At 70.0% G+C, this 26,929-nt stretch carries 27 protein-coding genes and 3 pseudogenes; 14 read left to right on the top strand and 16 right to left on the bottom strand.

Annotation, left to right across the window (positions count from 1 at the left end):
- Position 1 precedes the first annotated feature (1 nt).
- From ribD to ACYQ0J_RS06030, 10 genes are all read left to right on the top strand, one after another.
- Positions 2–1,135, top strand: coding sequence for a bifunctional diaminohydroxyphosphoribosylaminopyrimidine deaminase/5-amino-6-(5-phosphoribosylamino)uracil reductase RibD (gene ribD, locus ACYQ0J_RS06075; RefSeq protein WP_460171279.1), 1,134 nt, complete (start codon positions 2–4; stop codon positions 1,133–1,135).
- Between the two features lies 1 nt (position 1,136).
- Positions 1,137–1,721, top strand: a complete 585-nt coding sequence (locus ACYQ0J_RS06070; RefSeq protein ID WP_460171278.1) for a riboflavin synthase — start codon at positions 1,137–1,139, stop codon at positions 1,719–1,721.
- Positions 1,722–2,921 carry a bifunctional 3,4-dihydroxy-2-butanone-4-phosphate synthase/GTP cyclohydrolase II gene (locus tag ACYQ0J_RS06065; RefSeq protein WP_460171277.1) on the top strand — a complete coding sequence of 400 codons (1,200 nt, stop codon included), beginning with the start codon at positions 1,722–1,724 and terminating at the stop codon, positions 2,919–2,921.
- 92 nt (positions 2,922–3,013) lie between these two features.
- Positions 3,014–5,134: a VWA domain-containing protein gene (locus ACYQ0J_RS06060; RefSeq protein WP_460171276.1), complete on the top strand. Its 2,121-nt coding sequence runs from the start codon at positions 3,014–3,016 to the stop codon at positions 5,132–5,134.
- A gap of 58 nt (positions 5,135–5,192) precedes the next feature.
- Positions 5,193–5,714: a YceI family protein gene (locus ACYQ0J_RS06055; RefSeq protein WP_460171497.1), complete on the top strand. Its 522-nt coding sequence runs from the start codon at positions 5,193–5,195 to the stop codon at positions 5,712–5,714.
- Positions 5,711–6,505 carry a cytochrome c3 family protein gene (locus ACYQ0J_RS06050; RefSeq protein WP_460171275.1) on the top strand — a complete coding sequence of 265 codons (795 nt, stop codon included), beginning with the start codon at positions 5,711–5,713 and terminating at the stop codon, positions 6,503–6,505. The genes ACYQ0J_RS06055 and ACYQ0J_RS06050 overlap by 4 nt, the downstream gene beginning before the upstream one ends.
- Positions 6,502–6,936, top strand: a complete 435-nt coding sequence (locus tag ACYQ0J_RS06045; RefSeq protein WP_460171274.1) for a hypothetical protein — start codon at positions 6,502–6,504, stop codon at positions 6,934–6,936. Before ACYQ0J_RS06050 ends, ACYQ0J_RS06045 begins: the two co-directional genes overlap by 4 nt.
- A complete protein-coding gene (locus ACYQ0J_RS06040) occupies positions 6,933–7,589 on the top strand; it encodes a response regulator transcription factor (RefSeq protein ID WP_460171273.1) in 657 nt (218 codons plus the stop codon). Before ACYQ0J_RS06045 ends, ACYQ0J_RS06040 begins: the two co-directional genes overlap by 4 nt.
- Positions 7,586–8,803 carry a HAMP domain-containing sensor histidine kinase gene (locus ACYQ0J_RS06035; protein WP_460171272.1) on the top strand — a complete coding sequence of 406 codons (1,218 nt, stop codon included), beginning with the start codon at positions 7,586–7,588 and terminating at the stop codon, positions 8,801–8,803. The genes ACYQ0J_RS06040 and ACYQ0J_RS06035 overlap by 4 nt, the downstream gene beginning before the upstream one ends.
- Positions 8,787–9,332, top strand: coding sequence for a hypothetical protein (locus ACYQ0J_RS06030; protein WP_460171271.1), 546 nt, complete (start codon positions 8,787–8,789; stop codon positions 9,330–9,332). The genes ACYQ0J_RS06035 and ACYQ0J_RS06030 overlap by 17 nt, the downstream gene beginning before the upstream one ends.
- Positions 9,333–9,391: 59 nt before the next feature.
- Here the strand turns inward: ACYQ0J_RS06030 and ACYQ0J_RS06025 are convergent, their stop codons facing one another.
- The 16 genes and pseudogenes from ACYQ0J_RS06025 to ACYQ0J_RS05950 all read right to left on the bottom strand — a co-directional run bounded on the left by ACYQ0J_RS06025 (position 9,392) and on the right by ACYQ0J_RS05950 (position 21,103).
- The gene (locus ACYQ0J_RS06025) at positions 9,392–9,859 is read right to left on the bottom strand and encodes a PaaI family thioesterase (RefSeq protein WP_460171270.1); all 468 of its coding nucleotides are present in this window, start codon (positions 9,857–9,859) and stop codon (positions 9,392–9,394) included.
- Positions 9,856–10,284: a cobalamin B12-binding domain-containing protein gene (locus ACYQ0J_RS06020; protein WP_460171269.1), complete on the bottom strand. Its 429-nt coding sequence runs from the start codon at positions 10,282–10,284 to the stop codon at positions 9,856–9,858. The genes ACYQ0J_RS06025 and ACYQ0J_RS06020 overlap by 4 nt, the downstream gene beginning before the upstream one ends.
- Position 10,285: 1 nt before the next feature.
- Positions 10,286–10,693, bottom strand: coding sequence for a PaaI family thioesterase (locus tag ACYQ0J_RS06015; RefSeq protein ID WP_460171268.1), 408 nt, complete (start codon positions 10,691–10,693; stop codon positions 10,286–10,288).
- Positions 10,694–10,710: 17 nt separating this feature from the next.
- Positions 10,711–12,366 (bottom strand): acyl-CoA mutase large subunit family protein, encoded by a 1,656-nt coding sequence (locus ACYQ0J_RS06010; protein WP_460171267.1) that lies wholly within the window; start codon positions 12,364–12,366, stop codon positions 10,711–10,713.
- Positions 12,367–12,437: 71 nt separating this feature from the next.
- Positions 12,438–13,304, bottom strand: coding sequence for a cation diffusion facilitator family transporter (locus ACYQ0J_RS06005; RefSeq protein ID WP_460171266.1), 867 nt, complete (start codon positions 13,302–13,304; stop codon positions 12,438–12,440).
- On the bottom strand, positions 13,305–14,780 hold the full coding sequence (gene lysS / locus ACYQ0J_RS06000; RefSeq protein WP_460171265.1) for a lysine--tRNA ligase: 1,476 nt from the start codon (positions 14,778–14,780) through the stop codon (positions 13,305–13,307).
- A complete protein-coding gene (locus ACYQ0J_RS05995) occupies positions 14,777–15,247 on the bottom strand; it encodes a GreA/GreB family elongation factor (RefSeq protein WP_460171264.1) in 471 nt (156 codons plus the stop codon). The genes lysS and ACYQ0J_RS05995 overlap by 4 nt, the downstream gene beginning before the upstream one ends.
- A 63-nt stretch (positions 15,248–15,310) precedes the next feature.
- Positions 15,311–15,673 carry a hypothetical protein gene (locus ACYQ0J_RS05990; protein ID WP_460171263.1) on the bottom strand — a complete coding sequence of 121 codons (363 nt, stop codon included), beginning with the start codon at positions 15,671–15,673 and terminating at the stop codon, positions 15,311–15,313.
- A gap of 4 nt (positions 15,674–15,677) precedes the next feature.
- Positions 15,678–16,076 (bottom strand): diacylglycerol kinase family protein, encoded by a 399-nt coding sequence (locus tag ACYQ0J_RS05985; protein ID WP_460171262.1) that lies wholly within the window; start codon positions 16,074–16,076, stop codon positions 15,678–15,680.
- On the bottom strand, positions 16,031–16,450 hold the full coding sequence (ybeY, locus tag ACYQ0J_RS05980; protein ID WP_460171261.1) for an rRNA maturation RNase YbeY: 420 nt from the start codon (positions 16,448–16,450) through the stop codon (positions 16,031–16,033). The genes ACYQ0J_RS05985 and ybeY overlap by 46 nt, the downstream gene beginning before the upstream one ends.
- Positions 16,407–16,727: pseudogene (locus tag ACYQ0J_RS05975) on the bottom strand (PhoH family protein); the annotation flags it as partial. The pseudogene ACYQ0J_RS05975 and the gene ybeY, both read right to left, overlap by 44 nt.
- Positions 16,728–17,006: 279 nt before the next feature.
- Positions 17,007–17,534: pseudogene (locus tag ACYQ0J_RS05970) on the bottom strand (LAGLIDADG family homing endonuclease); the annotation flags it as partial.
- 261 nt (positions 17,535–17,795) lie between these two features.
- A pseudogene (locus ACYQ0J_RS05965) lies at positions 17,796–18,491 on the bottom strand (PhoH family protein); the annotation flags it as partial.
- The gene (locus tag ACYQ0J_RS05960) at positions 18,455–18,859 is read right to left on the bottom strand and encodes a hypothetical protein (protein ID WP_460171260.1); all 405 of its coding nucleotides are present in this window, start codon (positions 18,857–18,859) and stop codon (positions 18,455–18,457) included. The gene ACYQ0J_RS05960 and the pseudogene ACYQ0J_RS05965, both read right to left, overlap by 37 nt.
- Positions 18,856–19,833 carry a flotillin-like protein FloA gene (gene floA / locus ACYQ0J_RS05955; protein ID WP_460171259.1) on the bottom strand — a complete coding sequence of 326 codons (978 nt, stop codon included), beginning with the start codon at positions 19,831–19,833 and terminating at the stop codon, positions 18,856–18,858. Before floA ends, ACYQ0J_RS05960 begins: the two co-directional genes overlap by 4 nt.
- 1 nt (position 19,834) lies before the next feature.
- Positions 19,835–21,103 (bottom strand): NfeD family protein, encoded by a 1,269-nt coding sequence (locus tag ACYQ0J_RS05950; protein ID WP_460171258.1) that lies wholly within the window; start codon positions 21,101–21,103, stop codon positions 19,835–19,837.
- Between the two features lie 53 nt (positions 21,104–21,156).
- On the opposite strand from ACYQ0J_RS05950, the gene aroE reads away from it, so the two are divergent.
- The 4 genes from aroE to ACYQ0J_RS05930 all read left to right on the top strand — a co-directional run bounded on the left by aroE (position 21,157) and on the right by ACYQ0J_RS05930 (position 26,723).
- Entirely contained in the window at positions 21,157–21,954 is a 798-nt protein-coding gene (gene aroE, locus ACYQ0J_RS05945; protein WP_460171257.1) for a shikimate dehydrogenase, read from the top strand.
- Complete coding sequence (locus ACYQ0J_RS05940; protein WP_460171256.1) at positions 21,951–22,526, top strand: IMPACT family protein; 576 nt, start codon at positions 21,951–21,953, stop codon at positions 22,524–22,526. The genes aroE and ACYQ0J_RS05940 overlap by 4 nt, the downstream gene beginning before the upstream one ends.
- Before the next feature lies 1 nt (position 22,527).
- A complete protein-coding gene (gene polA, locus ACYQ0J_RS05935) occupies positions 22,528–25,029 on the top strand; it encodes a DNA polymerase I (RefSeq protein ID WP_460171255.1) in 2,502 nt (833 codons plus the stop codon).
- 80 nt (positions 25,030–25,109) lie between these two features.
- Positions 25,110–26,723 carry an RCC1 domain-containing protein gene (locus ACYQ0J_RS05930; RefSeq protein WP_460171254.1) on the top strand — a complete coding sequence of 538 codons (1,614 nt, stop codon included), beginning with the start codon at positions 25,110–25,112 and terminating at the stop codon, positions 26,721–26,723.
- Positions 26,724–26,929: the final 206 nt, after the last annotated feature.

Below are 26,929 nucleotides of genomic sequence, written 5' to 3'. Positions count from 1 at the left end.
TTTGCGAGCCTTAGACGAACGCTTTCTTCGCCGAGCCTTGCAACTGGCGGAAAGGGCCCGGGGCCACACCAGCCCCAACCCCTTGGTAGGGGCGGTATTGGTCAAGGGGGGCCGCGTCCTGGGGGAGGGGTACCACCCCAGGGCAGGGGAGCCCCACGCGGAGGTTTTGGCCCTGAGGGCGGCCGGGGAGGAGGCCCGGGGGGCCACCGCCTACGTGACCCTCGAGCCCTGCGACCACCATGGCCGCACCCCTCCCTGCTCCCTGGCCCTCCTAGAGGCGGGGGTGGCCCGGGTGGTGGTGGCGGCCCGGGACCCAAACCCCGTGGCCCAGGGCGGGCTGGAGCGGCTTAAGGCGGCGGGGGTGGCGGTGGAGGCGGGGCTTTTGGAGAAGGAGGCCCGGGAGCAGAACGAGGCCTTCTTCACCGCCTTGCGGAAGGGCCTCCCCTTCGTCCTCCTCAAGGCCGCCCTCACCCTGGACGGCAAGGTGGCGGCCGCCTCGGGGGATGCCCGCTGGGTCTCCTCGGCGGCGAGCCGCCGCCTGGCCCACGCTTACCGCCAGTGGCTTCCCGCGGTGGTGGTGGGGGTGGGCACCGTCCTTCAGGACGACCCCGCCCTCACGGTGCGGGACCCCGACTTCCGCCCCTTCCCCCTCATGCTGGAGCCCCCGCCCCTGAGGGACCCGGTGAAGGTGGTCCTGGACACGGAGGCCCGCACCCCCCCCACGGCCCGGCTCTTCCGGCCCGGCCCCCGGGGGGAGCCCGCCCGGGTCTACCTCTTGGCGGGGGAGGGGGCGCCCAAGGGGCGGCTTGCCGCCTTGGAGCGGGCGGGGGCCAGGGTGGTGGAGCTTCCCCGGGAAGGGGGGAGGGTGAGCCTGGAGGCGGCCCTGGGCTTCCTCTGGGAGGAGGGCCTGGACGGCGTGCTCCTGGAAGGGGGGCCGAGGCTTGCCGGGGCCTTCCTGGCCCGGGGGTTGGTGGACAAGGTGGCCCTCTTCCTGGCCCCAAAGCTTGCGGGGGAGGGGCGCGGGCTCTTGGAGGGCTTCGCGGTGGAGCGCATGGCGGAGGCCCTCCGCCTCCGCCTGGAGCGGAGGGAGTGGTTGGACGAGGACCTTTGGCTGGAAGGCTATTTGGAGGGCTAGGGTGTTCACGGGAATCGTGGAGGAAACCGGCGAGATCGTGAAGGTGGAGGAGGGTCCTTTCTTGCGCGTCCGCATCGCCGCCAAGGAGGTGCTGGCGGACCTCGAGGTGGGGGACTCGGTGGCCGTGGACGGGGCCTGCCTCACCGCGGTGGCGGTGGATGGGCAGGGGTTTTGGGTGGAGCTGGCCCGGGAGACCCTGGCCCGCACCGCCCCCACCTGGCGGGTGGGGCACCGGGCCAACCTGGAAAGGGCCCTGAGGGTGGGGGACCGCCTGGGGGGGCACTTCGTCACCGGGCACGTGGACGGGGTGGCGGAGCTTGTGGCCGTGGAGGAGGCCCCGGGGGCCAGGAACTACTTCTTCCGTCCGCCCCCAGGCTACGCCCGCTACATCGCCGAGAAGGGGAGCGTGGCCTTGAACGGGGTCTCCCTCACGGTGGCGGGGCTAAGGGGGGAGGTCTTCTTCGTCACCCTCATCCCCCATACCCTGAGGGTCACCAACCTGGGGAACCTGCGCCCCGGGGACGGGGTGAACCTGGAGGTGGACCTGATCGCCCGCTACCTGGAGCGGCTTCTCAAGGGGGAGTGAATGGAGGGGCTTGCCAGCGTCAAGGAACTTCTGGAGGAGCTTAGGGCGGGGCGCCCCGTGATCCTGGTGGACGACGAGGACCGGGAGAACGAGGGGGACCTCATCATGGCCGCGGAGCACGTGACCCCGGAGTGGGTGAACTTCATGCTCCGGGAGTGCCGGGGCCTCCTCTGCGTGGCCCTGCCCGAGGAGCGGGCCCAGGCCTTGGACCTCCCCCTCATGGTGGAGAGGAACCAGGACCCCCAGGGCACCCGCTTCACGGTGAGCGTGGACGCCAAGGGCACCACCACGGGGATCTCCGCCTTTGAGCGGGCGGCCACCATAAGGCTTCTCGCCGACCCCGAGGCGGGCCCAGGCGACTTCCGCCGCCCCGGGCACGTCTTCCCCCTGGTGGCCCGGCCCGGGGGGGTCTTGCGGCGGGCGGGGCACACCGAGGCCACCGTGGACCTCTTGCGCCTGGCGGGCCTCACCCCGGTGGGAAGCCTCATTGAGATCCTCAAGGAGGACGGCACCATGGCCCGCCTCCCGGACCTCCTGGCCTTCGCGGCAAGGCACGGCCTCAAGGTGGGCACCATCGCCGACCTCATCCGCTACCGCCTGGAGAAGGGGGACCTCTACGTCAGGCGGGAGGCGGAGGCCCTTCTCCCCACCCGGTACGGGGAGTTCCGCATCCTGGGCTTTCGGGATGCCCTCACGGGGGAGGAGCACGCCGCCTTGGTCATGGGGAGCTGGGACCCCGAGGAGCCCGTCTTGGTGCGCATGCACTCCGAGTGCCTCACCGGGGACGCCCTCCACTCCTTGCGGTGCGACTGCGGCTTCCAGCGGGACCTGGCCCTGCAAAAGATCGCCCAGGAGGGGAAGGGGGTCTTGGTCTACCTGAGGCAGGAGGGGCGGGGGATTGGCCTCATCAACAAGATCCGCGCCTACCACCTGCAGGACCAGGGCCTGGACACGGTGGAGGCCAACCTGGCCCTGGGCTTTCCCCCGGACCTCCGGGACTACGGGGTGGGGGCCCAGATCCTCTACGACCTGGGGGTGCGGAAGATGCGCCTTCTCACCAACAACCCCCGGAAGGTGAAGGCCCTTTCCGGCTTTGGCATAGAGATCGTGGAGCGTGTCCCCCTTAGGGCCGGGGACAACCCCCATAACGAGCGCTACCTCCAGGCCAAGAAGGAGAAGCTGGGCCACTGGATGGACTGACCCTACCCCAGCCGGCTTGCGCCGGCCTGGGGGCCCCGGCAAAAGGGCGTGAGCGCCCCCGCCGGGGCCGGAGGCCCGGGTAGCATGGGGCCATGCTCCGCCTCCTGCGGGGAGCGGTGCTCCTCCTCTTGGTCCTGGCCTTTTTGGATCCCAAGGGGTCCTTGCCGGGCCGGGTGGTCTACCTCCTGGACTTCTCCCCCTCGGCGCGGGAGGGGGTCTTCGCCCTGGCGGAGAAACTTCCCCCGGGGGCCCTTTACGTGGCCTTCGCCGAGCGGGCGGTGCGGGTGCCCTCCCCCTCGGCGCGGAGGCTGGACCTGGGGGAGGGCACGGACCTGCGGGCGGCCTTCGCCGAGGCGGCCAGGCTGAAGCCCAGCCGGGTGGTCCTGGTTTCCGACGGCCTCTTCCTTCCCCACCCTCCCCCTTTTCCCCTGGACGCGGTGTACGTGCCCCCGAGGGCCCACGTGGAGGTGCGCCTGGTGCCCCCGCCTTACCCCCTCTTCGGCGAGACCGTGGGGGTGGGGGTGGTCCTCGAGGCCCCCACCCCCACGGAGGCCCGCCTGAGGGTGGAAGGGCCTGGGGGCACCCTGGAGCGGTCCCTGCGGGTGGCCGGGAGGAAGGGCCTCACCTATACCTTTCCCCTCACCGGGGAGGCGGAGGTGCGGGCGGTGGCCGAGGGGCCTTGGGGCCGGAGCGAGGCCGGGGTGCGGCTTTTCCCCGCCGACCGGGTGAGGGCCCTGGTCTTCGGGGACCCGGCCCTGGCCCGCTACCTGGAGGCCCAGGGGTTCCAGGTGGGGGAGGGCCCCTTCCGGCTTCCCCTGGAGGCCGACCTGGTGGTGGTGGGGGTGGGGGTTTTGGACCTCCCCGAGGGGGCACCCGAGGCCCTGAGGGGCTTCCTCCGCCAAGGAGGGGGCCTCCTCTTCACCGCCACCCCCAAGGGCCTCTTCTTCGGGGGATGGGACCGGGTCTTGCCGGAGGACCTTCCCCTGAAGCCCTTGGGCCGGAAGGGAGCGGCCTTGGTCCTGCTCTTGGACGTGTCCGGGAGCATGGAGGGGGAGAAGCTGGCCATGGCGGTGGCGGGGGCCCTGGAACTGGTCCGTTCCGCCGCCCCCGAGGACTACCTGGGGGTGGTCCTCTTCTCCTCCGCCCACCGGGTGCTCTTCCCCCCCAGGCCTATGACGGCGCAGGCCAAGAAGGAGGCGGAAAGCCTCCTCCTCTCCGTGCGGGCAGGGGGTGGGACGGTGCTTTCCGGCGCCTTCCGCGAGGCGGTGCGCCTCCTTGAGGGGGTGCCCGTGGAGCGGAAGGGCGTCCTGGTCCTCACGGACGGGCTCATCGCCGACCCCCAGGAGCCCCTCCTCGCCCTGGCGGGGGCCTCGGGCCTGGAGGTGAGCGCCGTGGCCCTGGGCCCGGACGCGGACCGGGCCTTCCTGGAGGCCCTGGCCCAGAGGGGCGGGGGGCGCTTCTACCAGGCGGCAACCCCCGGGGAGCTTCCCCGCCTCTTCCTCAGGGAGGGACAGGCGGTCTTCCAGGGGGAGGCCCTGGAGGGGCGTTTCCCCGTGCGGGCGGTGGCCCACCCCCTCACCGAGGGCTTCGCCTTTCCTCCCCTCGCCGTCCTCCTCCCGGCCCAGGCCGAGCCCTGGGCGGAGGTGCTCTTAGAGAGCGGGGAGAGGGTGGTCCTGGCGGTGGGGGAGCGGGGGGAGGGGAGGGTGGCGGCCTTGGCCACGGACCTCTCCCGCTCCTGGCGGGCCTGGGAGGGGGCGGCCCCCTTTCTCGGGGGGCTTGCCCGCTACCTCGCGGGGGCCCGGCAGGGCCTGGCCCTCCACGCCTACCCCGAGGGCGAAGGGGTGCGGGCGGTGGTCCTGGGGAGGCTGGAAGGCCCCCGGGTCCTTTCCGGGGGCAAGGAGATCCTGCCGGTGCCCACGGGCCCCCTGCGGCACGAGGTCTTCCTGGAGGAGGAGGGGGTGCTCCTGGACGGGAGGCGCCGCATCCCCTTAAAGCCCCCCCTTCCCGGGGAGTGGACGCCGCGGGACGGGAGGGCGGTCCTGGAGGCCCTGGCGGGGGCGAGCGGGGGGAGGCTCCTTGCCCCGGGCGAGCTCCCCGCCGTGGCCCCCCGCCCCCTTCCCCTGCGGCCTTACCTCTTGGGGCTGGCCCTTTTCCTCTTCCTCCTGGAGCGCTTTCTGGAGGCGTGGGGAGCGAGGGGCAAGCCGGGCCCCTAGCCGCCTGGGCTTCTTACGGGGCGTTTACGGGGGCAGGGCAGCCTGGGGGCGGGAGGTGATGGCGGTGCGTGCGCGAACCCTTGCCGTGGCGGTGGCCCTGGGCTTGGCCTGGGGCGCGGGGTACCAGGTGTCGGGGGAGGTCCGGTACGAGGCCCGGGCCCCCCTGGGGGCCTTCGGGGGCACCAACCCCACCCTGAGGGGCCGGGTGGACTTCGACCCCTCCCTGGGCCGCCTCGAGGGCCGGGTGTGCCTGGACCTGGCCGCCTGGGACTCCAAGGAGCCCTTGCGGGACCGGCACACCCGGGAGATGTTCCAGGTGGAGCGGTTTCCCGAGGCCTGTTTGACGCTGAGGGGTTACGATGCCGCCAAGGGCCTGGTCCTGGGGGAACTGGAGCTTCACGGGGTGCGCCGCGCGGTGAGCGTGCCGGTCAGCTACCGGCTGGAAGGCCAGCGGCTGGCTTTCACGGGAGAGCTAGAGGTGCGCCTCGGCGACTTCGGCCTGAAGGCCCCCAGCTTCATGGGCATGCGGGTGCAGGACCGGGTGGTGGTGCGGGTGCAAGGCCAGGGGGTGGCCCCGTGAGGGGGGTGTTCTTCCTCCTCCTCCTGGCCGTGGCCCTGGCCTCGGGGGGGGAGCGCTACCTCTTCGTCCGCTACAATGCGGAAAAGGGCCAGCTCCTGCTCTCCGACGGGACCCCCCTGCCCCCCGGGCTCAGGGCGGTGCCGGGGCAGTACCTGGAGGTGGAGAGGGGGGCCCTTAAGCCCAAGGCGGCGTGGCAACCCCCCCAGGACCTGGTGCGGGCCTTTGCCCCCAGGGACGCCGGCCGGGTGGTCTTCAGCCACGAGCGGCACTTCGCCGCCCTAGGGGCCAAGGGGGCCACCTGCCAGACCTGCCACGAGGTCCTGGACGAGAACCGCACCTGGCGGAGCCTGGCCCCAAGCAAGGCCCTGGAGCCCCACGGGCCCCGTTCTTTGGGGCGGTTCTGCGCCACCTGCCACGACGGCAGGACGCGGGCCTCGGCCATCCCGGCAAGCCGCCCCCCGGTGGACGTCCCGGTCTTCAGCGCCCTGGGGCGGCCGGGGGATCCCACCTGTGCCCAGTGCCATGCCCCCCGGGACCACGGAAGGGACTTCACCCCCTTCCACGGGGAGGTGGCCGAGAGGGGGAGCAGGCGGTGCGCCCTTTGCCACCGCGGCGCCCAGTCCGTAACCCCCCAGGAGCTCGCCCAGGTGCGGGCCTTCCAGGCGGCCCAGCTCGCCCTCATCCGCAACCCGGAGGACGAGGGGGCCTTCAACCGGGTGCTTCCCAACAACTTCTGCGCCTACTGCCACGGCCTGGACGGGAAGGTCTGGGGGGAAGGGGGTGGGCGGTGAAGGCGTGGGTGCGCAGGCGGTTGCCCGACCTGGTGGGCCTCTTCGGCCTGGGAGGGCTTTTCCTCACGGGGGTGGAGCTCCTCCTCATGGGCCACACCGAGGGGGTCCAGCTCCTGGCTCCCCTTGCCGCCTTCGCCGGGGCCCTTCTGGGGGGCTTTGGTTTGGTCCTAAGGAGGTGGAGCCCGGCCTTTGCCCTGGCCCTCGCCCTTTTGTCCCCTGTGGGCCTTTTCGGGCTTCTTCAGCACCTGGAGGGGGGCCTCGAGGCCGAAGCCCCCGCGGTCTACCGCTGGGTGGACGCGGAAGAGGGATGGGAGGAGAAGGGGGCTGGGAAAGAGGGGGAAGGGGAAAAGGCCCCGCCGCCCCTCGCCCCCCTTTCCCTCTCCGGCCTGGCCCTGATGGCCGCTTTAGGCCTCTACACTAGGGAGACATGAGGGTGCTGGTGGTGGAGGACGAGCCGGGGCTTTTGGAGCCCATCCTGGCCTACCTGCGCCGGGAGCGCCTCGAGGCCGTGGGGGCCAGGAGCCTCGCCGAGGCCTACCGGCTCCTGGAGGAGGGGGAGCCGGAGGTGGTGGTGGTGGACGTGAGGCTGCCCGAGGGGGAGGATGCCGGGTTCCGCTTCGCCGAGGGGTTGCGGGGCGCGGGCTACCGGGGGGGCATCCTCTTCCTCACCGCCCGGGATGCCCTGGAGGACCGCATCCACGGCCTGGACCTGGGCGGGGACGACTACCTGGTCAAGCCCTTCCACCTGGAGGAGCTCCTGGCCCGGGTGCGGGCCCTCTTCCGGCGGGAGGCCTCCTTCAAGGGCCGGGCCTTGGAGCGGGGTCCCTTGGTAGTGGACTTCGCGGCCCGGAGGGTGTTCTTCCGGGGGCAGGAGGTGGCGCTTTCCCCCAAGGAGTTCGCCCTCCTGGAGCTTCTCGCCCTCCATCCGGAAAAGGCCTTCCCCAAGGAGGAGCTTCTGGCCCGGGTCTTCCCCGACGCGGAGTCGGAGGCGGTCTTGAGGGTGTACGTGCAACGGCTTAGGCAGAAGCTCGCCCCCTGGGTGGTGGAGCGGGTGCCCGGGGGGTACCGTCTGGGGGCCCCGTGAGCCTGCGCCGGCGGCTGGCCTTGGCCCTCCTCCTCCTGGCCTCCCTGGTGGGGGCCCTCGAGGCCCTGGCGGGGTACTGGTCCTTCCGCAACCTGGTGGAGCGGGACATCCAGGGGGACCTGGTGGAGGTGACGGAGAGGGTGCGGCGAGCCCTGGAGCTCACCCCCTCGGGCCCCCGCCTGGCCCGGGGGGATATCTTCGGGACGCACTACGTGTTTGGCTTCCGGCTCTTAGAGGGAGGGGAGGCCGTGCTGGAAGGGGGGTTTTCCCCCAGGGAAGGGGAGGCCTGGCGCACCCAGCGGACGGCCTGGCAGGGGTACACCCTGGAGGTGAGCCTCCGGGTGGAGGAGTACCGCAGGGCCCTGGCCACCTTCCTCCGGGCGGCCTTGCTTCCCCTCCTTCCCCTCCTGGGCCTGGCGGGCTTCCTGGGGCTTCTCCTGGCGGACCGCCTCACCCGTCCCCTGGCGGCCTTGGGCCAGGCCCTGGACCACCTCTCCCGCCTGCGCTTCCCCAAGCCCCTCCCCGAGCCCGGCGAGGGGGAGCTGGCCCGGGTGGTGCGGGCCTTCAACCGGATGGCGCGGTCCGTGCAGATGGCCTTGGAGCGGGAGCGGGCCTTCACCCGCCACGCCTCCCACGAACTCCGCACCCCCTTGGCGGTGCTCCAGGCCCAGGTGGAGGCCTTGCAAGGGGAACACCTTTCCCCGGCCCAGGCCCTACCGGAGATGGGGCGGGCCCTGGCCCGCATGCGGGCCACCCTCTCCGGCCTTCTGGAGCTGGCCCGGTTGGAGGGGAGCGACCTCTCCCCCGTGGAGCTAGGGGCCTTCCTCCGCGCCCGGCTTCCCGAGCAGGTGCGCCTTCTCGCCGCGGGGCCCGCCTGGGTCCTGGCCCATGAGGGCCTCCTGGAACGGGTGTTGGCGAACCTCTTGGAAAACGCCGAGCGGCACGGGAAGCCCCCCGTGGAGGTGGGCCTGGAGGTGGGGGAGAAGGAGGTGCGCCTCTCCGTGCGGGACCACGGCCCCGGAGCCCCTCCCGGCCTTCTCGCCCGGCTGGGCGAGCCCTTCGTGACGGGTCCTGCGGGGGGGACGGGGCTCGGCCTGGCCCTGGTGCGGCAGGTGGCCGCCTGGCTTGGGGGGAGGGTGGAGGTGGAAAACGCCCTCCCGGGCCTAAGGGTGGCCCTGGTGCTCCCGAGGTGGCGGGATGTGGACGCGGCGTAAGGTTCTCGCCTCCCTCCTCGGCCTCCTGGGGGCGGCCTGGGCGGACGAGGACGAGGGGAAGGGGAAAGAGAAGGAGGAGCGGAAGGGCCGGGAGGGGGAGAAGGGGAAGGCCAAGGCCCCCGTCTACGGCCTGCTGGAGGGGGTGGAGGGGAATGCCCTGTGGGTGGCGGGGCGGCGCCTCGAGGGGACCGGGGAGCTGGTGCCCTTCCTGGCCCCAGGCATGGTGGTGGGGGTGGAGGAGGGCCGGGTGCGGGTGGTGGAGCCCCGGGGCTTCGCCTACTTCCAGGGGCCGGGCGGGTGGGTGGGTCTGGCGGAAAAAGGGGTGCGCTCCTGGTGGGTGGGGGGGCGGTTGTGGAAGGCCCTGAAGGGAAGCCCGGAGGAAGCCCTGGTGGTGGCCCGCTGGGAACGGGGCCAGTGGCAGGACCTGCCCGCATCCCTGCGGCTGCCACCGGCCCCTAGGGAGGGATGGTGGCGCCTGGCCTGGGGGGGCGGAGGGTGGAGGTTTGCGGGGTTTCTGGGGGAGGAGTGAGGCGGGGAGTGGAAACGCGCCGGGAAGCTGGCCCGGCGTGGCCGCTCAGGTTAGGGGGGTTAGGGCCGGCCGAAGCCCTCGGCGATCTGGACCAGGACGGCTTCCCCCCGGACCGTGAGGGCTCCCTCGGCGTAGAGCTCGGTGTCCACCACCACCTTCTTGCCCCCCACCTCCCGCGCCCGCCCCACCAGGACCAGCTCCGGGCCCAGGGGCGTGGGCTTCAGGTAGTCCACCTTGAGGCTGGCCGTGACGAAGCGCAAAGGGGTGGTTTCCAAATCCAGCCCCTCCGCCTCCGCCTTGGCCGCGGCGGCGGTGGCGGTGGAGTGGCAGTCCACCAAGGAGGCCAAAAGCCCTCCGTAGACGAAGCCGGGGATGGCCGTGTGGTGCGGGCTTGGGGTGAAGGCGGTGCGGCTTTCCCGGCGCTCCCGGTCCCAGTAGGTTTTCAGGTGGAGGCCCATGGGGTTCAGGTAGCCGCAGCCGTAGCAGTGGGCCCACTCCGGGGGGTAATAGAGCTGGATGGCTTTCATACAAGCCCCTGGGCCCGCCACCGTTCGGGCACCGCCTTCTTCAGGAAGTCCACGATGTCCTGGGTGCTGGTTCCCGGGCCGAAGACCGCCGCCACCCCGAGCTCCTTAAGCTTGGGCACGTCCTCGTCGGGGATGATGCCCCCGCCGAAGAGGAGGATGTCGGAGGCCCCTTGCGCCTCCAGAAGCCGCTTCACCTCGCGGAAGTAGTGCATGTGGGCCCCGGAGAGGATGGAAAGCCCTATGGCGTCCACGTCCTCCTGGATGGCGGCGGAAACGATCATCTCCGGGGTCTGCCTTAGCCCCGTGTAGATGACCTCCATCCCCGCGTCCCTGAGGGCCCGGGCCACCACCTTGGCCCCTCGGTCGTGTCCGTCCAGGCCCGGCTTGGCGATGAGGACCCGTATCCGCCTGTCCACGTCTGCCATTCTACCCCTCCCTTTCCACGCTCCTCACGATGGCCAGGGTCACCGTGGCCTTGGCCACCAGGCGGTCCGTGTGCACCTCGGACTCCACCACGCTAAGGGTGCGCCCTCCCCGCAACACCTGGGCCCGGCACCGAAGGCGTTCCCCCTGGGCTGGCCGGAGCAGGTTGAGCTTGAACTCCACGGTGAGGACGGCTTCCCCCAGGGCCACCAGGGTGGTGGCCGCCGCCCCTGCGGTGTGGTCGGCCAAGGTGGCCTGCACCCCGGCGTGGACGAAGCCGTCCTGCTGCAGGTGGACCGGGCCCACGGGCATTTCCGTGAGGCACCACCCCTCTCCGGCTTCCACGAGCCTAACCCCCAGGTGGTTCACAAAAGGCGCCGTGAACACCCGTGAAAGCTCTTCCCAGTTCATGGGCGTGGTGGGGCTCCTTAGACGTAGGCCGGCTCCTGGTAGGTGCCGTAGACCTCCCGGAGGACGTCCATCATCTCCCCCAGGGTGCAGTAGGCCAGGGCGCACTCCACGAAGTGGGGCATGGTGTTCTGGCCCTCCACCGCGGCCCGCCTAAGGCCCTTTAGGGCCTCCTCCACCCGCTTGGGGTCCCGCTCCCGGCGCACCCGGGCGAGGCGCTCCGCCTGGACCCTCTCCACCTCGGGGTCCACCAGCTGAATGGGCACCTTCAAGGGAACCTCGTCGGTGAAGGCGTTCACCCCCACGATGATGCGTTCCTTCCGCTCCACCTCCTGCTGGTAGCGGTAGCTGGCCTCGGCCAGCTCCCGGAGGAAGTACCCTTCCTCAATGGCCCGCACCACGCCCCCCATGCGGCGGATCTCCTGGATGATCTCCATGGCCTGGTGCTCCATCTCGTCGGTGAGCCACTCCACGTAGTAGCTCCCCGCCAGGGGGTCTATGGTGTGGGTGACCCCGCTCTCGTAGGCGATGATCTGCTGGGTGCGTAGCGCGATGGTGGCGGACTCCTCCGTGGGCAGGGCCAGGGCCTCGTCGTAGGCGTCGGTGTGGAGGCTGTTGGTGCCGCCGAGGACCGCCGCCAGGGCCTGAATGGCCACCCGGGCGATGTTGTTGAGGGGCTGCTGGGCGGTGAGGGAAACCCCGGCGGTCTGGGCGTGGGTGCGGAGCATCCAGCTCTGCGGGTTCTTGGCCCCGTAGCGGTGGCGCATCTCCTTGGCCCAGATGCGCCTGGCCGCGCGGAACTTGGCGATCTCCTCAAAGAAGTCGTTGTGGACGTCAAAGAAGAAGCTGATCCGGGGGGCGAACTCGTCGATGTCCAGGCCCCGCTCCAGGGCGGCCTCCACGTAGGCAAACCCGTCCGCCAGGGTCCAGGCCAGCTCCTGCACCGCCGTGGAGCCCGCCTCGCGGATGTGGTAGCCCGAGACGGAGATGAAGTTCCACTTGGGCACGTTCTTGGGCCCCCACTCGAAGGTGTCGATGACCAGCTTCACGCTGGGCTCCGGGGGGAAGATGAACTCCTTTTGGGCGATGAACTCCTTGAGGATGTCGTTTTGGATGGTGCCCCCGAGCTTCTTCCAGTCGTAGCCCTTCTTCTTGGCCACCGCCAGGTACATGGCCCAGATGGCGTTGGCGGGGCTGTTGATGGTCATGGAGGTGGTGACCTCCTCCAGGTTGATGCCCTCGAAGAGGACCTCCATGTCGGCGAGGCTAGAGACGGCCACCCCGCACTTCCCCACCTCCCCCTTGCTCAGGGGGTGGTCGGAGTCGTAGCCCATGAGGGTGGGGAGGTCGAAGGCCACGGAGAGGCCGGTCTGGCCCGCCTTTAGGAGCTTCTTGAAGCGCTCGTTGGTCTGCTCTGCGGTGCCGAACCCCGCGAACATCCGCATGGTCCAGAGCTTGGACCGGTACATGGAGCCGTAGACCCCCCGGGTGTAGGGGTACTCGCCCGGGAAGCCCCGCTTCTCCTCGTACTCCGGGTCCAGGACCCCGATGTCCTCGGGGGTGTAAAGGGGTTCGGGGGCGATGTCAGAGAGGGTACGGTGGGCCACGGGCCTCTCGGGCATCTTCTCCAGGCTCTTCTGGTACGTTTCTCTGAGCCAGTCGTGCTTCTTGCGCATGCGCCCTCCCTTTGCCCCACAGTCTACGCTTTTTTGCGCCTGAGGAAAAGAGCGTTAGGCCGGGGGGCGTCTTAGCGTTGGCGCTCGCTCTCCGGCTCCACGTGGATGGTCACGGCCAGGCCGGGGAACTCCTCCATTAGCCGCTTCTCCAGCTCGTCGCAGAGGCGGTGGGCCTCCATCACGCTCATGGTGCCCGGCACCACCAGGTGAAACTCCAGGAAGGCCCGGGGGCCCGCCTTCCGGGTCTTGAGGTCGTGGACCTCGAGGGCCCGCCCCTGGAGCGCCCGGGCCAGGATGGCCTGGATCCGGGCTACCTCATGAGGCGGAAGCCCCTCGTCCATGAGCCCCCCCACGGAGTGGCGCACCACGCGGAAGCCCATGAAGAGGATGTTCCCCGCCACCACGAGGGCGAGGAGGGGGTCCAGCACCCAAAGCCCCGTACCCCAGGCCAGGCCCACCCCCAGGAGGACCCCCACCGAGGTGAGCACGTCCGAGAGCACGTGGTAGCCGTCGGCGGTGAGGGCGGGGGAGCGCAGGCGCCGCCCTTGGCGGAGGAGGTGGAAGGCCAGGAGGGCGTTGAGGAGGGAGGCCAGAAGGCTCACCAGAAGCCCTGGGCCCAGGTCCGAGAGGGGCTTGGGGCTGAGGAGGCGGGGGACGGCCTCCTTGGCGATCAGGAGGGCGGCCAGCACCACCAGGACCCCTTCCAGCACCGCGGAGAAGTACTCCGCCTTGGTGTGGCCGAAGGGGTGGGTCTCGTCCGGGGGGCGCTGGGCGAAGCGGATGGCGAGCAGGGCCATGAGGGCCCCGGCCACGTTCACCGTGGACTCCAGGGCATCGGAGAGCAGGGCCACGGACCCCGTGAGCCCGTAGGCCAGGGCCTTGAGCCCCAGGACCAGGAAGGCCACCAAGAGGCTCAGGCGGGCCGCCCGCTCGGCCACCTACACCCCTTCTTCCACGGGTTCCCGCCGGGGCTTGAGGAGGGGGAAGAGGAGGACATCCCTTAGGGAAGGCTGGTCCGTGAGGATCATGGCCAGGCGGTCCAGGCCGAGGCCAAGCCCCGCCGCCGGGGGCATGCCGTACTCCAGGGCCAGGAGGAAGTCCTCGTCGGGCTCGGGGGCCTCCTCGTCCCCCTCTTTGCGCCGCCTCGCCTGCTCCAGGAAGCGCTCCCGTTGGTCCAGGGGGTCGTTGAGTTCGGAGTAGGCGGGGGCGAGCTCCATCCCGGCGGCGTAGAGGTCCCAGCGCTCCGTGAGGCCCGGCTTTTCCCGGTGCCTTTTGGCCAAGGGGCTGATGGCCAGGGGGAAGTCGAAGACGAAGGTGGGGTCTTGCAGGTGGGGCTCCACGTAGATCCCGAAGAGCTTGTCCAGAAGCTTGTAGCTTGGCACGTGGGCGAGCTCGGGGTGGTGGGCGTCGGCCCAGAGGCGGAGCCGCTCCAGGTCCAGGGGATCAAAGGGGAGGCCCGCCTTCTCCTTCAGGGCCTCCACGAAGGAGATGCGCCGAAAAGGTGGGGTGAAGTCCAGGAGGCGCCCTTGGTAGGGCACCTGGTGGCCGCCAAAGAGGTGCAGAACCAGGCCCGAAAGGAGCTCCTCCACCAGGGAGGCCATGTCCTCGTAGTCCGCGTAGGCCCAGTAGGCCTCCAGCATGGTGAACTCGGGGTTGTGGTTGTGGTCTATCCCCTCGTTGCGGAAGTTGCGGCCGATCTCAAAGACCTTCTCAAACCCCCCCACCAGGAGGCGCTTCAGGTAAAGCTCCAGGGAGATGCGCAGGAAGAACTCGTGGTCCAGGGCGTTGTGGTAGGTCTTGAAGGGCCTGGCCTCCGCCCCACCCGTGGTGGGCTGGAGGATCGGGGTTTCCACCTCCAAAAAGCCCTTCTCCTCGAAGAAGCGGCGGACGTAGCGCACCATGGCGGTGCGCCTGCGGAAGATCTCCCGCACCTCAGGGTTGACGATGAGGTCCAGGTAGCGCTGGCGGTAGCGGACCTCCTTGTCCCGGATCCCGTGCCACTTGTCGGGCAAGGGGTGGAGGCTCTTCACCAAGGGGGTCCAGGAGAGGACCTTGACCGTGACCTCCCCCGTCTTGGTGGTGAAAGGCGTTCCCTTGACCCCCAGGATGTCCCCCACGTCCAGCTTCTTCAAAAGCTCGTAGCGGGGGGTGAGGTCCTTTTGGAAGTAGAGCTGGATCTTTCCGGTCTCGTCCAGGAGGTGGGCGAAGGTCACCTTGCCCATGCGCCGGAGGGCCACCAGGCGGCCGGCCAGGGCCACCTCCTCGGGCCACTCCGTCTCCGGGGGAGCGCCCACCCGGGCCGCCAGGACCTGGGCGGCGCTGTGGGTCTTGGGGTAGCGGTACGGGTAAGGCGCAAACCCCGCCTCCACCAGGGCTTCCAGGTTCAGCAGGCGTTGCCGGGTCTGCTCGTTCATGCGCGGACCGCCACCACCCGGAACTCCTTCTTCCCCCGGGGCGTGTCCAGGGCCAGCACGTCCCCCACCCGGTGGCCCAGGAGGGCCTTGCCCATGGGGGAGGCGTCGGAGATCTTCATGGGGGTTTCCAGGACGCTGGCCTCGGCGGGGGCGACCACCTGGACCGAGAGGCGCTCCCCGGTCACGGGGTCTTCCAGCTCCACCACCGAGCCCAGGCCGATGACCTCCGAGGTCGCCTCCTCTATGATCACCGCCCGGGAGAGCACGTCCTCGAGGCTGTCAATCCTGGCCTCGATGCGGGCCTTCTCCTGCTTGGCCGCCTCCAGCCCCGAGTCGTCGTAGTCGTCGGAGGACTCCATGAGCTCCTGCAGGATCTGGGTGGCCTGTTGCAGGCGCTCCCGCTCCTGCTCTAGTTGCTTCATGAGCCGCTCGTAGCCGGCCTTGGTTAGCTTCACCTCGCGCGCCATAGCTCACCTCGTAAGTCGCGGAGGCCGGCCAAAGCCGACCTCCTTGGCCCAAGGGCCTCCTTCTCAGGTGAGTATACCCCGAAGGAGGATTTCCCTCAAACGCTCGGGTTCCGCGTGGCTGGCGCAGGAGCCGGTGTCCAGGCAGAGCACCAGGTAGCGCAGGTGGTCCGCCCTTCCCCCCACCGGATGCCGGAAGAAACCCAAGGCGCTTCCCGAAAGGTGGCGGCGGCAGGCCTCGCACACCTGGGGGGCGGAGGTGGTGCCGGGAAGGGGCTCCAGCACCAGGCGAAGCTCAGGCGGCCCCTTCTCCAGGATCACCACCCGGCCTTCCTCATCGCGAAAGTAAAGGATTTCCCCGATGGGGAGGAGATCAGGGGAGGTGCCTGGAAAAAGCTCCAGGATCAACTCCCTTTCTTCGTAGTCCATGGCCTTAGCTTAGCCCAAGGCGGGCCAGGAGGGGGGGGAGGAAGAGGTGGAGGCCCAGGAGGAGGGCGAAGAGGCTGGCGAGGAGCACCGCGGCCGCCGCGGTGTCCTTGGCCCGCTTGGCCAGGGGGTGGTAGACGGGGCTTGCCAGGTCGGTGAGGGCCTCGAGGGCGGTGTTGATAAGCTCCAGGGAGAGGACCAGGGCGGTGAGGAGCAGGATGGGGGCCAGGTCCACCCCGAGCCACAGGGCGAGCCCCACCGCCAAAACCCCCAGGAGAACCTCTATGCGGAAGTTCCGCTGGACCCGCCAGGCGTAGAGGAGCCCCTCCCAGGCGAAGGCGAAGGAGCGCAGAACCCCCTTTAGAGGGCGAGGATCCTCTCTTGGACGCGGCGGAACCCCTCCCAATCCTCCTCCTTTTGGTGATCGTGGCCCAAAAGGTGCCAGAGGCCGTGGGCGGCCAGGACCACAACCTCCTCCTCCAGGGAGGCCCCCCGGGCCTCGGCCTGCCTCCCGGCGGTGTCCAGGCTGATCCAGATGTCCCCCAGGTGCGGGGGCACGAAGGGGTCCCCGGGTTCGTAGTGGGGGAAGGAGAGGACGTCGGTGGCCGCATCCTCCCCCCACCACTCCCGCTTGAGGGCGCGGAGGCGGCGGTCCCCGGTGAGGATCACCGTGACCGCCTTGTCCCCCACCCCGAGCTCCTCCATGAGCCCCTGGAGGGCCCGGCGGAGCCTCGGCCTAAGCCCCCTCGGGGGCCTTTTGTTGGCCACGATCTCCACCACGCTCGGCCTCCTCGTAGGCCTTGATGATGCGGGCCACCAGGGGGTGGCGCACCACGTCGGACTCCTTGAAGTAGACAAAGGCGATGCCCTCAATGCCCTTGAGGATGCGGGTGGCCTCCACGAGGCCCGACTTCTGCTGCTTGGGGAGGTCAATCTGGGTCACGTCCCCGGTGATGACCACCTTGGAGGAGAAGCCCATGCGGGTGAGGAACATCTTCATCTGCTCCGGGGTGGTGTTCTGGGCCTCGTCCAGGATGATGAAGGCGTCGTTGAGGGTGTTGTGGGTAAGGATGAAGTCCTCGGTCACGTAGAGGCCGTCGGGGCTGGCCACCGTGATGCACACCGCCTCCGCTTCCCCGGTGGGCTCAATGGCCTCCACGAACCGCATGGGACGTATTCCCCCGGCTTGGGCGTAGATCGCCGCCTTCCGTGCCGAGCGGAAAGGGGAAAGGCCTGGGGGCAGGCGGATTTCCAAGACGTGGCTGTCGGCCCGGCAGGGTGCGGTCCGGCCCCGGGCCAAGCCTGGGCGCAGGCGGCGTTGCGGCCGCACCCGGTGGTACACCACGCCGCCCAAGGAGCGGACTAGGAAGGCCACGTCCTGGGCCAGGCGGGGGGAGGAGGTGGCGAACTGGACCCGCGCCTTCCGTCCCGGCTGCGCGTGAACGCTGCCGTCGGCGTCCAAAAGTCCTTGGAGGACGGCCAGTCGCACGTCCCATGCGTTCCAAAGGTAGGCTTCCGGCACGAAGCGCTCGCGGGAGCGTGTTCCCCAGAGGCCTAGAGCCCGAAGGGCGGCGCTTACCGGGTTGCGGTTTTCCCCTCCCTCGAGGCCCAGGGTCAAGGTGGGGTCCACGCTACCCTTGGGGACCACCCTCACCCCCTGGAGCCGGGCGGCGAGGGCTTCTTGCAGCTCGGGGTCGCCGGTGGAGAGGCTCGGCGTGGCGCTGCCCGTAAGGCACCCATCCCCCAGGAGGAGTCCCAAAGCGTAGGGGTCCAAGGGAACGGGGCGCCGGGGAAACTCCGCGGGGGCCTGGAGTAGGGGGATCTCGTAGCGGTGCTGGTGGTGCAGGCGGAGGCTATCCCGCATCTCCTCGGTGGTAACCAGGCGGGGAGGGCGCTTTCGCTTCCGGTCCCAGGGGGTGAGGACGGCCCAAAGGTGGTCGGCCGTGGCCCGGGTTTCCACGCCGTCCTTAAAGCGGACCCGGTAGATGGGCTTGACTCCTTGGGGGTGGACGGCCACCACCATCACCGGTACGCCGTAGGCGCCCACCACCCAGTCCCCCGGCTTAAGGCTCCCGATGGGACGGAAGCCTTCGGGGGTGAGCACCGGCGTGTCCACCGGCTGGGCCCTGCCCCGCATGAAGGCCAAAGGCGCCACCTCAATGATCCCCGACTGCAGGTACTGCTCAAAACGCTCGGCGTCAATCATGTCAAAGAGGGCGTCGTAGAGGGGCCGGAGGTAGGGGTCCACCTTGGCCTGGATGTCCCCCGGGAGGAAGCCCAACTTCTCCCCCGCCTCCACCGCTGGCCGGGTGAGGACGATGCGCTTCACCTTCCTGGCCCGGAGGTGGCTCACCGCCATGGCCACCGCCAGGTAGGTCTTGCCGGTGCCCGCAGGCCCTACCCCGAAGGTGATGTCGTGCTTGGCGATGGCCTCCACGTACCGCCTCTGCCCCGGGGTCTTGGGGCGGAGGCGGCCGGGGAGCGCAAGCTCGGTCTCCGGGATGGTGGCCTGGTAGAGGCCTTCCCCCTCCAGGGCCAGGGCCACCGCCTGCTCCAGGGTGGGCTCGTCCAGCTCGGCCCCCTGGCGGAGGAGGGCGAGGAGGTCGCGCACGGCCCGTTCCGCCACCCCCACCGCCTCCTGGTCCCCGGATAGCTCCACCTGCTCCCCCCGCACCACCAGCCTCAGCCGGTCGCCGAAGGCCTCCTTCAGGAGGGCGCGGAGCTTCTTCAGGTTGCGGTCCGCCTGGCCCAGGAAGGCCAGGGTTTCCTCGGGGTGGAGCGGGATCACCAGCCTTTGGGCTTCTTCAGGATCTCGTGCCATATCACCCCTTTAAGGATGCTCTCGCGGTCGGCGCGCACCAGGCGCTTGCGGGGCCTTTTCCTCGCTGCCTCCTCCTGGGCCTCCTCCCGGAAGCGTACCTCCAGGGGGGCCCGCTCGGGGCTTGGCGCCCGTTCCAGGCTCTCCCCTTCCCGTTGGATAGGGGGGGCGGGAAGGGAGGATGGGGGGGGTTTGGGCCTGGGCTTGGGCCGGGCCTTGGGTTTGGGCTTGGGGAGGGGCTCCGGTACGGGCAGGTCCTCGGGGAAGCCCGGGGGCGTTTGGGGCTGGCCCCGGCGCAGGAGCCCCTGCAGGGCGGGGATGACGATGAAGAAGAGGAGGAAGAGGAGGCCCAAAAGGTCGTCCAGGCTCATTCTTCCCCTTCGGGCTTGGCCGCCCGGCTGATGGACTCCCGCATGTCGGTATCCGCCTCTATGTTCTTCAGGCGGTAGTAGTCCATGACCCCGAGGTTCCCCTGCCGCAGGGCCTCGGCCAGGGCCAGGGGCACCTGGGCCTGGGCTTCCACCAGCTTGGCCCGCATGGCCTCCACCAGGGCGCGGTTCTCCTGCTCGGCGGCCACGGCCATGGCCCTGCGCTCCTCGGCCTTGGCCTGGGCGATCTTCTTGTCGGCCTCCGCCTGGTCAATCTGGAGCTGGGCGCCGATGTTCTTGCCCACGTCCACGTCGGCGATGTCCACGGAGAGGATCTCAAAGGCGGTGCCCGCGTCCAAGCCCTTTTCCAGCACGGTCTTGGAGATGCGGTCGGGGTTTTCCAGGACCTCCTTGTGGGAGTTGGCGCTGCCGATGGTGGTGACGATGCCCTCCCCCACCCGGGCGATGATGGTCTCCTCCCCCGCCCCGCCCACCAGGCGGTCAATGTTGGCCCGCACCGTGACCCGGGCGGTGGCCAAAAGCTGGATCCCGTCCTTGGCCACGGCGGCCACCATGGGGGTCTGGATCACCTTGGGGTTCACGGAAACCCGCACCGCCTCCAAGACGTCCCGGCCCGCCAGGTCTATGGCCGCCGCCCGGTCAAAGGTAAGCCGGATCCCCGCCTTGTCGGCGGCGATGAGGGCGTCCACCACCCGGTCCACGTTGCCCCCCGCCAGGTAGTGGGCCTCGAGGCGGTCCAGCCTCACGTCCAGCCCCGCCTTGGTGGCCTTGATGAGGGGGTAGATGATCTTGGCCGGGGGGACGCGCCTCAGGCGCATGGCCACCAGGGTGAGGAGGGGAACCCTCACCCCGGCTGCCCAGGCGGAGATCCAAAGCCCCACCGGGATAAAGCTGAAGAACAGGAAAACCAGGACGAGAACGATAAAGGCCAGAAAGAGCACGCCGAGTCCTTCCATCTCACGCCTCCACAGGTTCCACCACCACCGTGGGCCCCCGGACCTCCACCACCCGGATGGCGGTGCCCTTGGGAATGAAGCCCCGGTTGGCTACCACGTCCACGCGCTTGGCGCCGAAGCGGGCCACCCCTCCCGGCCTGAGGTCCGTGAGGGCGGTGCCCACCATGCCCACCTCCACCTCCTCCGGGGTGGCGTGGGCCTCGATGGCGCTTTCCAACACCAGGGCCCGGGCGGGCCTCGTCCTCGGCAGGTAGCGGAAGACCAGGAGGAGGCCCAGGCCCAGGGCGATCACGGCGATGGCGATCACCATGAGGGCGTTCTCCCCGAAGGTGAAGTAGACCGAGGCCAGGATGCTCCCCACCCCCAAGGCCCCGGCCACGCCGAAGCCGGGGAAGAGGAAGGCCTCGGCCAATAGGAGCCCCACCCCGAGGAAGAAGAGGAGGAGTTCAAAGGCCCCGGAAAGGCCCGCTAGCCACCCCCCGGCGAAGTAGAGGGCCAGGAAGAGGAGGCCCAAGGCCCCCATGGCCCCGAAGCCCGGGGTGAAGAGCTCCAGGAGGAGGAGGAGAAGCCCCAAGGCGAGGAGGAGCCCGGCCACGGCGGAGCTCGTGAGGAAGCGGGCCACCTGGACCCGGGGGCCGGGCTCGAGGCGGGTGGTCTCCGGGGCGAAGCCCGCCTGCCGCAGGGCCTCGGGCAGGCTTCCCGCCCTGAAGTCTGCCACCTTCAGCTCCACCGCCTTGTCGGCGGAGAGGGTCAAGGGCTCCCCCTTGGCGGAAAGCCCCGGGACCTCAATGCCCGGGTCCACCATGGCCTCGGCCAGCTCCACGGGCCGCCCCCGGGCCTCGGCCACGGCCCGGAACTTCCCCTTGAGGGCGGAGATCACCTTCTGGTCCGCGGCCTCGGGCTTTTGCAGGGGCAGGGCCACCACGGGGAGGGCGGCCCCGATTTCCGAGCCCGGGAGCATGGCGATCTGGCGGCAGGAGAGGGCGATCAGGGCCCCGGCGGAGAAGGCGTTTTGCACCACGGCCAGGGTGGGCAGGGGAGTCTGGAGGATGCGGTCGGAGATGCGGATGGCCGCGTCCACCCGCCCCCCGGGGGTGTCGATGAGGAAGGCCACGCCGCTTGCCCCCTCCCGCTCCGCCCGGGCCAGGGACTGCTCCACGAAGACGGCCAGGGCGGGGTCGATCTCGCCCTGGATGGGGATGAGGTAGGTCTTCCCCAAGGCCAGGGCCGAAAGGAGCAAAAGGGAAAGGAGCCTCTTCACCGCCTTCATTCTATACGGCCTAGCCCGGAGGGAATGCCCCGGGTCCCGGTATCCTGGGGAGGATGGTGCGCCTTGCCGTGCTGGGTCACCCCGTGGCCCACTCCCTTTCCCCAGCCATGCACCGCTTCGCCCTGGAAAGCCTGGGCCTTGGGGGAAGCTACGAGGCTTTGGATACCCCTCTAGAGGCCCTTCCCGAACGCCTGGGGGAGGTGCGCCGGGCCTACCGGGGGGCCAACCTCACCATTCCCCTCAAGGAGGCTGCCCTGGGGCTTCTGGACTGGGTTTCCCCCGAGGCCAGGGCCATCGGGGCGGTGAACACGGTGCTCAGCGTGGAGGGAGGCCTCTTCGGCTTCAACACCGATGCCCCCGGGTTCCTGGCGGCCCTAAAGGCGGGGGGCATCCCCTTGCGGGGTCCCGCCCTGGTCCTGGGGGCGGGAGGGGCGGGCAGGGCCGTGGCCTGGGCCCTCCGGGAAGCGGGCCTCGAGGTCTGGGTCTGGAACCGGACGGGGGAAAGGGCCCTGGCCTTGGCGGCGGAGTTCGGCCTGAAAGCGGTTCCCCTGGAACGGGCGAAGGAGGCCCGGCTTCTCGTGAACGCCACCAGCGTGGGGCTCGGTGACCCCGGGGCCACCCCCTTGCCGCCGGAACTCCTCCCCGAGGAGGGGGCGGCGGTGGATTTGGTCTACCGCCCCCTCTGGACCCGGTTCTTGCGGGAGGCCAAGGCCAGGGGCCTGAAGGTGCAGACGGGCCTCCCTATGCTCGCCTGGCAGGGGGCTTTGGCCTTCCGCATCTGGACGGGCCTCCTCCCGGACCCCTTGGGCATGGAGGAGGCGGCCCGCCGGGCCTTGGGGGGGGAAGGGTGAGCCTTACCCTGGCGGACAAGGTGGAGTACGAGGAGGAGATCCAGAAAAGCCGCTTCATCGCCAAGGCGGCCCCCGTGGCCTCGGAGGAAGAGGCCCTGGCGTTTCTCGCTGCCAACCGGGAGCCAGAGGCCACCCACAACTGCTACGCTTACAAGATCGGCCTCCTCTACCGCTTCTTTGACGACGGGGAGCCTTCGGGCACCGCGGGCAGGCCCATCCTCCACGCCATAGAGGCCCAGGGCCTGGACCGGGTGGCGGTGCTGGTGGTGCGCTACTTTGGGGGAGTCAAGCTGGGGGCCGGGGGGCTCGCGCGGGCCTACGGAGGGGTGGCGGCGGAGGCCCTGAGGCGGGCGCCCAAGGTCCCCTTGGTGGAACGGGTGCGGCTCGTCTTCTCGGTGCCCTTCGCCGAGGTGGGCCGGGTTTACGCCCTCCTGGAGGCCCGCGCCCTAAGGGCCGAGGAGGCCTACACCCCGGAGGGGGTGCGCTTCGCCCTCCTCCTCCCTAGCCCCGAGCGGGAAGGCTTCCTAAAGGCCCTCCTGGACGCCACCCGGGGACAGGCGGCCCTGGAGTAGCATGGAGGCGATGCGATCCCTCTTTGAACCCCAAGGCCGGGTCCTCCTGGTGGACGGCCACCACCTGGCCTACCGCGCCTTCTTCGCCCTGAAGGCCCTCACCACGAGCCGGGGCGAACCGGTGCAGGCGGTCTACGGCTTCGCCAAGAGCCTTCTCAAGGCCCTTAAGGAGGACGGGGACGTGGTGGTGGTGGTCTTTGACGCCAAGGCCCCCTCCTTCCGCCACGAGGCCTACGAGGCCTACAAGGCGGGCAGGGCCCCCACCCCGGAGGACTTTCCCCGGCAGCTCGCCCTCATCAAGGAGCTGGTGGACCTCCTGGGGCTTGCCCGCCTCGAGGTCCCCGGCTACGAGGCGGACGACGTCCTCGCCACCCTGGCGAAGAAGGCGGAAAAGGAGGGGTATGAGGTGCGTATCCTCACCGCCGACCGCGACCTCTACCAGCTCCTTTCCCAGAGGATTTCCGTCCTCCACCCCGAGGGCCACCTCATCACCCCGGAGTGGCTCTGGGAGAAGTACGGCTTGAGGCCGGAGCAGTGGGTGGACTTCCGCGCCCTGGTGGGCGACCCTTCCGATAACCTTCCCGGGGTGAGGGGGATCGGGGAGAAGACCGCCCTTAGGCTCCTCAAGGAGTGGGGAAGCCTGGAAAACCTCCTCCAGAACCTGGACCGGGTGAAGCCGGAAAGCGCCCGGGAGAAGATCAAAGCCCACCTGGAAGACCTCAGGCTTTCCCTGGAGCTCTCCCGGGTGCGCGCCGGCCTCCCCCTGGAGGTGGACTTCCAAAGGCGCAAGGAGCCCGACTGGGAGGGGCTTCGGGCCTTCCTGGAGCGGCTGGAGTTCGGAAGCCTCCTCCACGAGTTCGGCCTCCTGGAAGCCCCCGCCCCCCTGGAGGAGGCGCCCTGGCCCCCGCCGGAAGGGGCCTTCGTGGGCTTCGTCCTCTCCCGCCCCGAGCCCATGTGGGCGGAGCTTAAAGCCCTTGCCGCTTGCAAGGAAGGCCAGGTGCACCGGGCACAAGACCCCTTGGCGGGGCTAAGGGAGCTCAAGGAGATCCCAGGCCTCCTCGCCAAGGACCTCGCCGTTTTGGCCCTCCGGGAGGGGCTGGACCTCGCGCCCTCGGACGACCCTATGCTCCTCGCCTACCTCCTGGACCCCTCCAACACCACCCCCGAGGGGGTGGCGCGGCGCTACGGGGGGGAGTGGACGGAAGACGCCGCCCTACGGGCCCTTCTCGCCGAGCGGCTTCAGCAAAACCTCCTGGAGCGCCTCCAGGGGGAGGAGAAGCTCCTTTGGCTCTACCAGGAGGTGGAAAGGCCCCTCTCCCGGGTCCTGGCCCACATGGAGGCCACCGGGGTCCGGCTGGACGTGGCCTACCTGAAGGCCCTTTCCCTGGAGCTTGAGGGGGAGGTCCGGCGCCTCGAGGAGGAGGTCTTTCGTCTCGCGGGCCATCCCTTTAACCTGAACTCCAGGGACCAGCTGGAAAGGGTCCTCTTTGACGAGTTGAGGCTCCCCGCCATCGGCAAGACGGAGAAGACCGGCAAGCGCTCCACCAGCGCTGCCGTCCTCGAGGCCCTCCGCGAGGCCCACCCCATCGTGGAGAAGATCCTGGAGTACCGGGAGCTCACCAAGCTCAAGAGCACCTACGTAGACCCCCTCCCAAGCCTCGTCCACCCGAGGACGGGCCGCCTCCACACCCGCTTCAACCAGACGGCCACGGCCACGGGAAGGCTTAGCAGCTCCGACCCCAACCTGCAGAACATCCCCATCCGCACCCCTTTGGGCCAGAGGATCCGCCGGGCCTTCGTGGCCGAGGAGGGGTGGGTGCTGGTGGCCCTGGACTATAGCCAGATAGAGCTACGGGTCCTCGCCCACCTTTCCGGGGACGAGAACCTCATACGGGTCTTTAGGGAGGGCCAGGACATCCACACCGAGACCGCAAGCTGGATGTTTGCCGTGCCCAAGGAGGCCGTAAACCCCCTGATGCGCCGGGCGGCCAAGACGGTGAACTTCGGCGTCCTCTACGGCATGTCTGCCCACAGGCTCTCCCAGGAGCTGGCGATCCCCTACGAGGAGGCGGTGGCCTTCATTGAGCGCTACTTCCAGAGCTTCCCCAAGGTGCGGGCCTGGATAGAGAAGACCCTGGAGGAGGGGAGGAAGCGGGGCTACGTGGAGACCCTCTTCGGCAGGAGGCGCTACGTGCCCGACCTCAACGCCCGGGTGAAAAGCGTCAGGGAGGCCGCCGAGCGCATGGCCTTCAACATGCCCGTCCAGGGCACCGCGGCCGACCTCATGAAGCTCGCCATGGTGAAGCTTTTCCCCCGCCTGCGGGAGATGGGGGCCCGCATGCTCCTCCAGGTCCACGATGAGCTCCTTCTGGAGGCCCCCAAGGACCGGGCCGAGGAGGTGGCCGCCCTGGCCAAGGAGGTCATGGAGGAGGCCTACCCCCTCGCCGCGCCCCTGGAGGTGGAGGTGGGGATGGGGGAGGACTGGCTTTCCGCCAAGGGGTAGAGGTTATCCCTCAGGCGGCTTGAGGCCTGGTTCATTTTTCTCTCATTTTGCCTGCTTATCCTCCTTTCAAGGAGGAGCCTATGAAGAAACGTTTCTGGATCAGCCTCTTGGTGGGTGCCCTGGGCGTTTTGGCCCACGCCCAGGCCACTCCGCCCCGAGGGGCGGTGGTGGAGGTGGTGGCCCCGCAGATCAACGCCAAGGTGCGGGTGCCGGGGTGCGTGCGGGACACGCAGGGCCGCGTGGTGTGCGCCGTGGTCTTTGAGAGCCTGGCCCAGACCAACCAGACGGTCACCGTCCTGCAGAGCACCGTCCAGGCCCTGGCCCCGGACGGGGCCCTGTACCCAGGCCGCCTCACCGTGGAGGGGGGCACGGCGGACGACACCAAGGCTACCTTCGGCTTCCCCACGGGCGCCCGGGTGAACGGCACCCTGGTCTTCGCCGGGGTGCCCCCCGAGGTGCGGGTCTTCCCCCTCCTCACCTTCGGGGGGCTCAGCTTCCGGGGGATCCCCATCACCGGGGGGGCGGCCCAGGCCGCCCCCGCCCCCAGGCCTGCCCCCACCCAGGACACTTGGGCGGACTGGGAGAGGCGCCTGAGCATTTCAACCTACCACGTCCTCTACGTGGCCAAGGACGGCACCGTCTGGGCCTGGGGGCGGAACGACTCCGGCCAGCTCGGCCTCGGCAGGACCTCGGAGGCGGAGCTCAAGCCCGTGAAGGTCCCGGGGCTCACGGACGTGGTGGCGGTGGCGGCGGGCACGTCCCACTCTCTGGCCCTGAGGCGGGACGGGACGGTGTGGGCCTGGGGCAAGAACGACGATGGCCAGATCGGGATCAGCCCCAACCCCCTGGTGCCCCACCCTGTGCGGGGCCTCACGGACGTGGTGGACATCCGGGCTGGTTGGCGTACTAGCTACGCTCTCAGGCGGGACGGCACCGTCTGGGCCTGGGGATGGGGGGGCTTCGGTTTGCTTGGCAACGGGGAGTTCAGGGACCAGCCCCTCCCCGTGCAGGTGCAGGGGCTCACGGGGGTCAAGGCCTTCCCCTCGGGGGTCCTCGGGATTAATGTGGCCGGGGTCCTGAGGGAGGACGGCACCGTCTGGGTGTGGGGGAACAACACCCACGGCCTCTTGGGCAACGGCAAGGACTGCTGGAATTGGGAATATGCTTGGGACTATGGACACGGCCAGCCCGTCCCTGTGCCCGTGGAGGGGCTCAAGGGGGTGGTCCAGCTGGCCGTGGGTGGGAGCCATTTCGTGGCCCTCCTGGGCACCGGGGAGGTGGTGGCCTGGGGGCTTAGCCGCCACGGCCAGGCGGGCGTGTTCAACAACTACTGCGCCCCCCTCACCAAGGTGGCGGGCCTCAAGGACGTGGTGCGGGTCCAGGCGGGGAACCTCAACAGCTCCGCCCTCACCCGGGACGGGACCCTCTGGGCCTGGGGTGCCCACACCAGCTGGGACGGCAGCGCGAACTACGGCATGCTGGGCATCGGCCCCATGGACCGGAACTGGGACCGGCCCGTGCCCCCCATTGGCATGGACGGGGTGGTCTTCTGGAAGCACTGGCACACCTTCATCGCCGTGAAGCGGGACGGGACGGTGTGGGCCTGGGGGCGGAACGACTACGGGCAGGTGGGGGACGGCACCCGGGAGAACCGGCACGCCCCGGTCCAGATCAAGCTTCCTGACAGCCCCTAGGCTCCCGCCTGCCACCCTGGTTTCGCCACATAGGGAGTCCTGGCCAGGGCTGTGGGAAAGCCCTTCTGGGGCCCCCGCCGAGGCGAAGGCCTCGGCGGGGTACTTACGGGAAGGCCAGGAGGTGGGCCCAGAAGGGCCCACCGGCCCTTTCCGCCGGGGGCGTGGGAGAGGGCTGAGAGAGCGTTTGCTCAGCGCGGTGAGCATTT

The organism is Thermus sp. FJN-A, from assembly GCF_054655095.1.
This window is presented reverse-complemented; position numbering and strand designations above follow the sequence as displayed.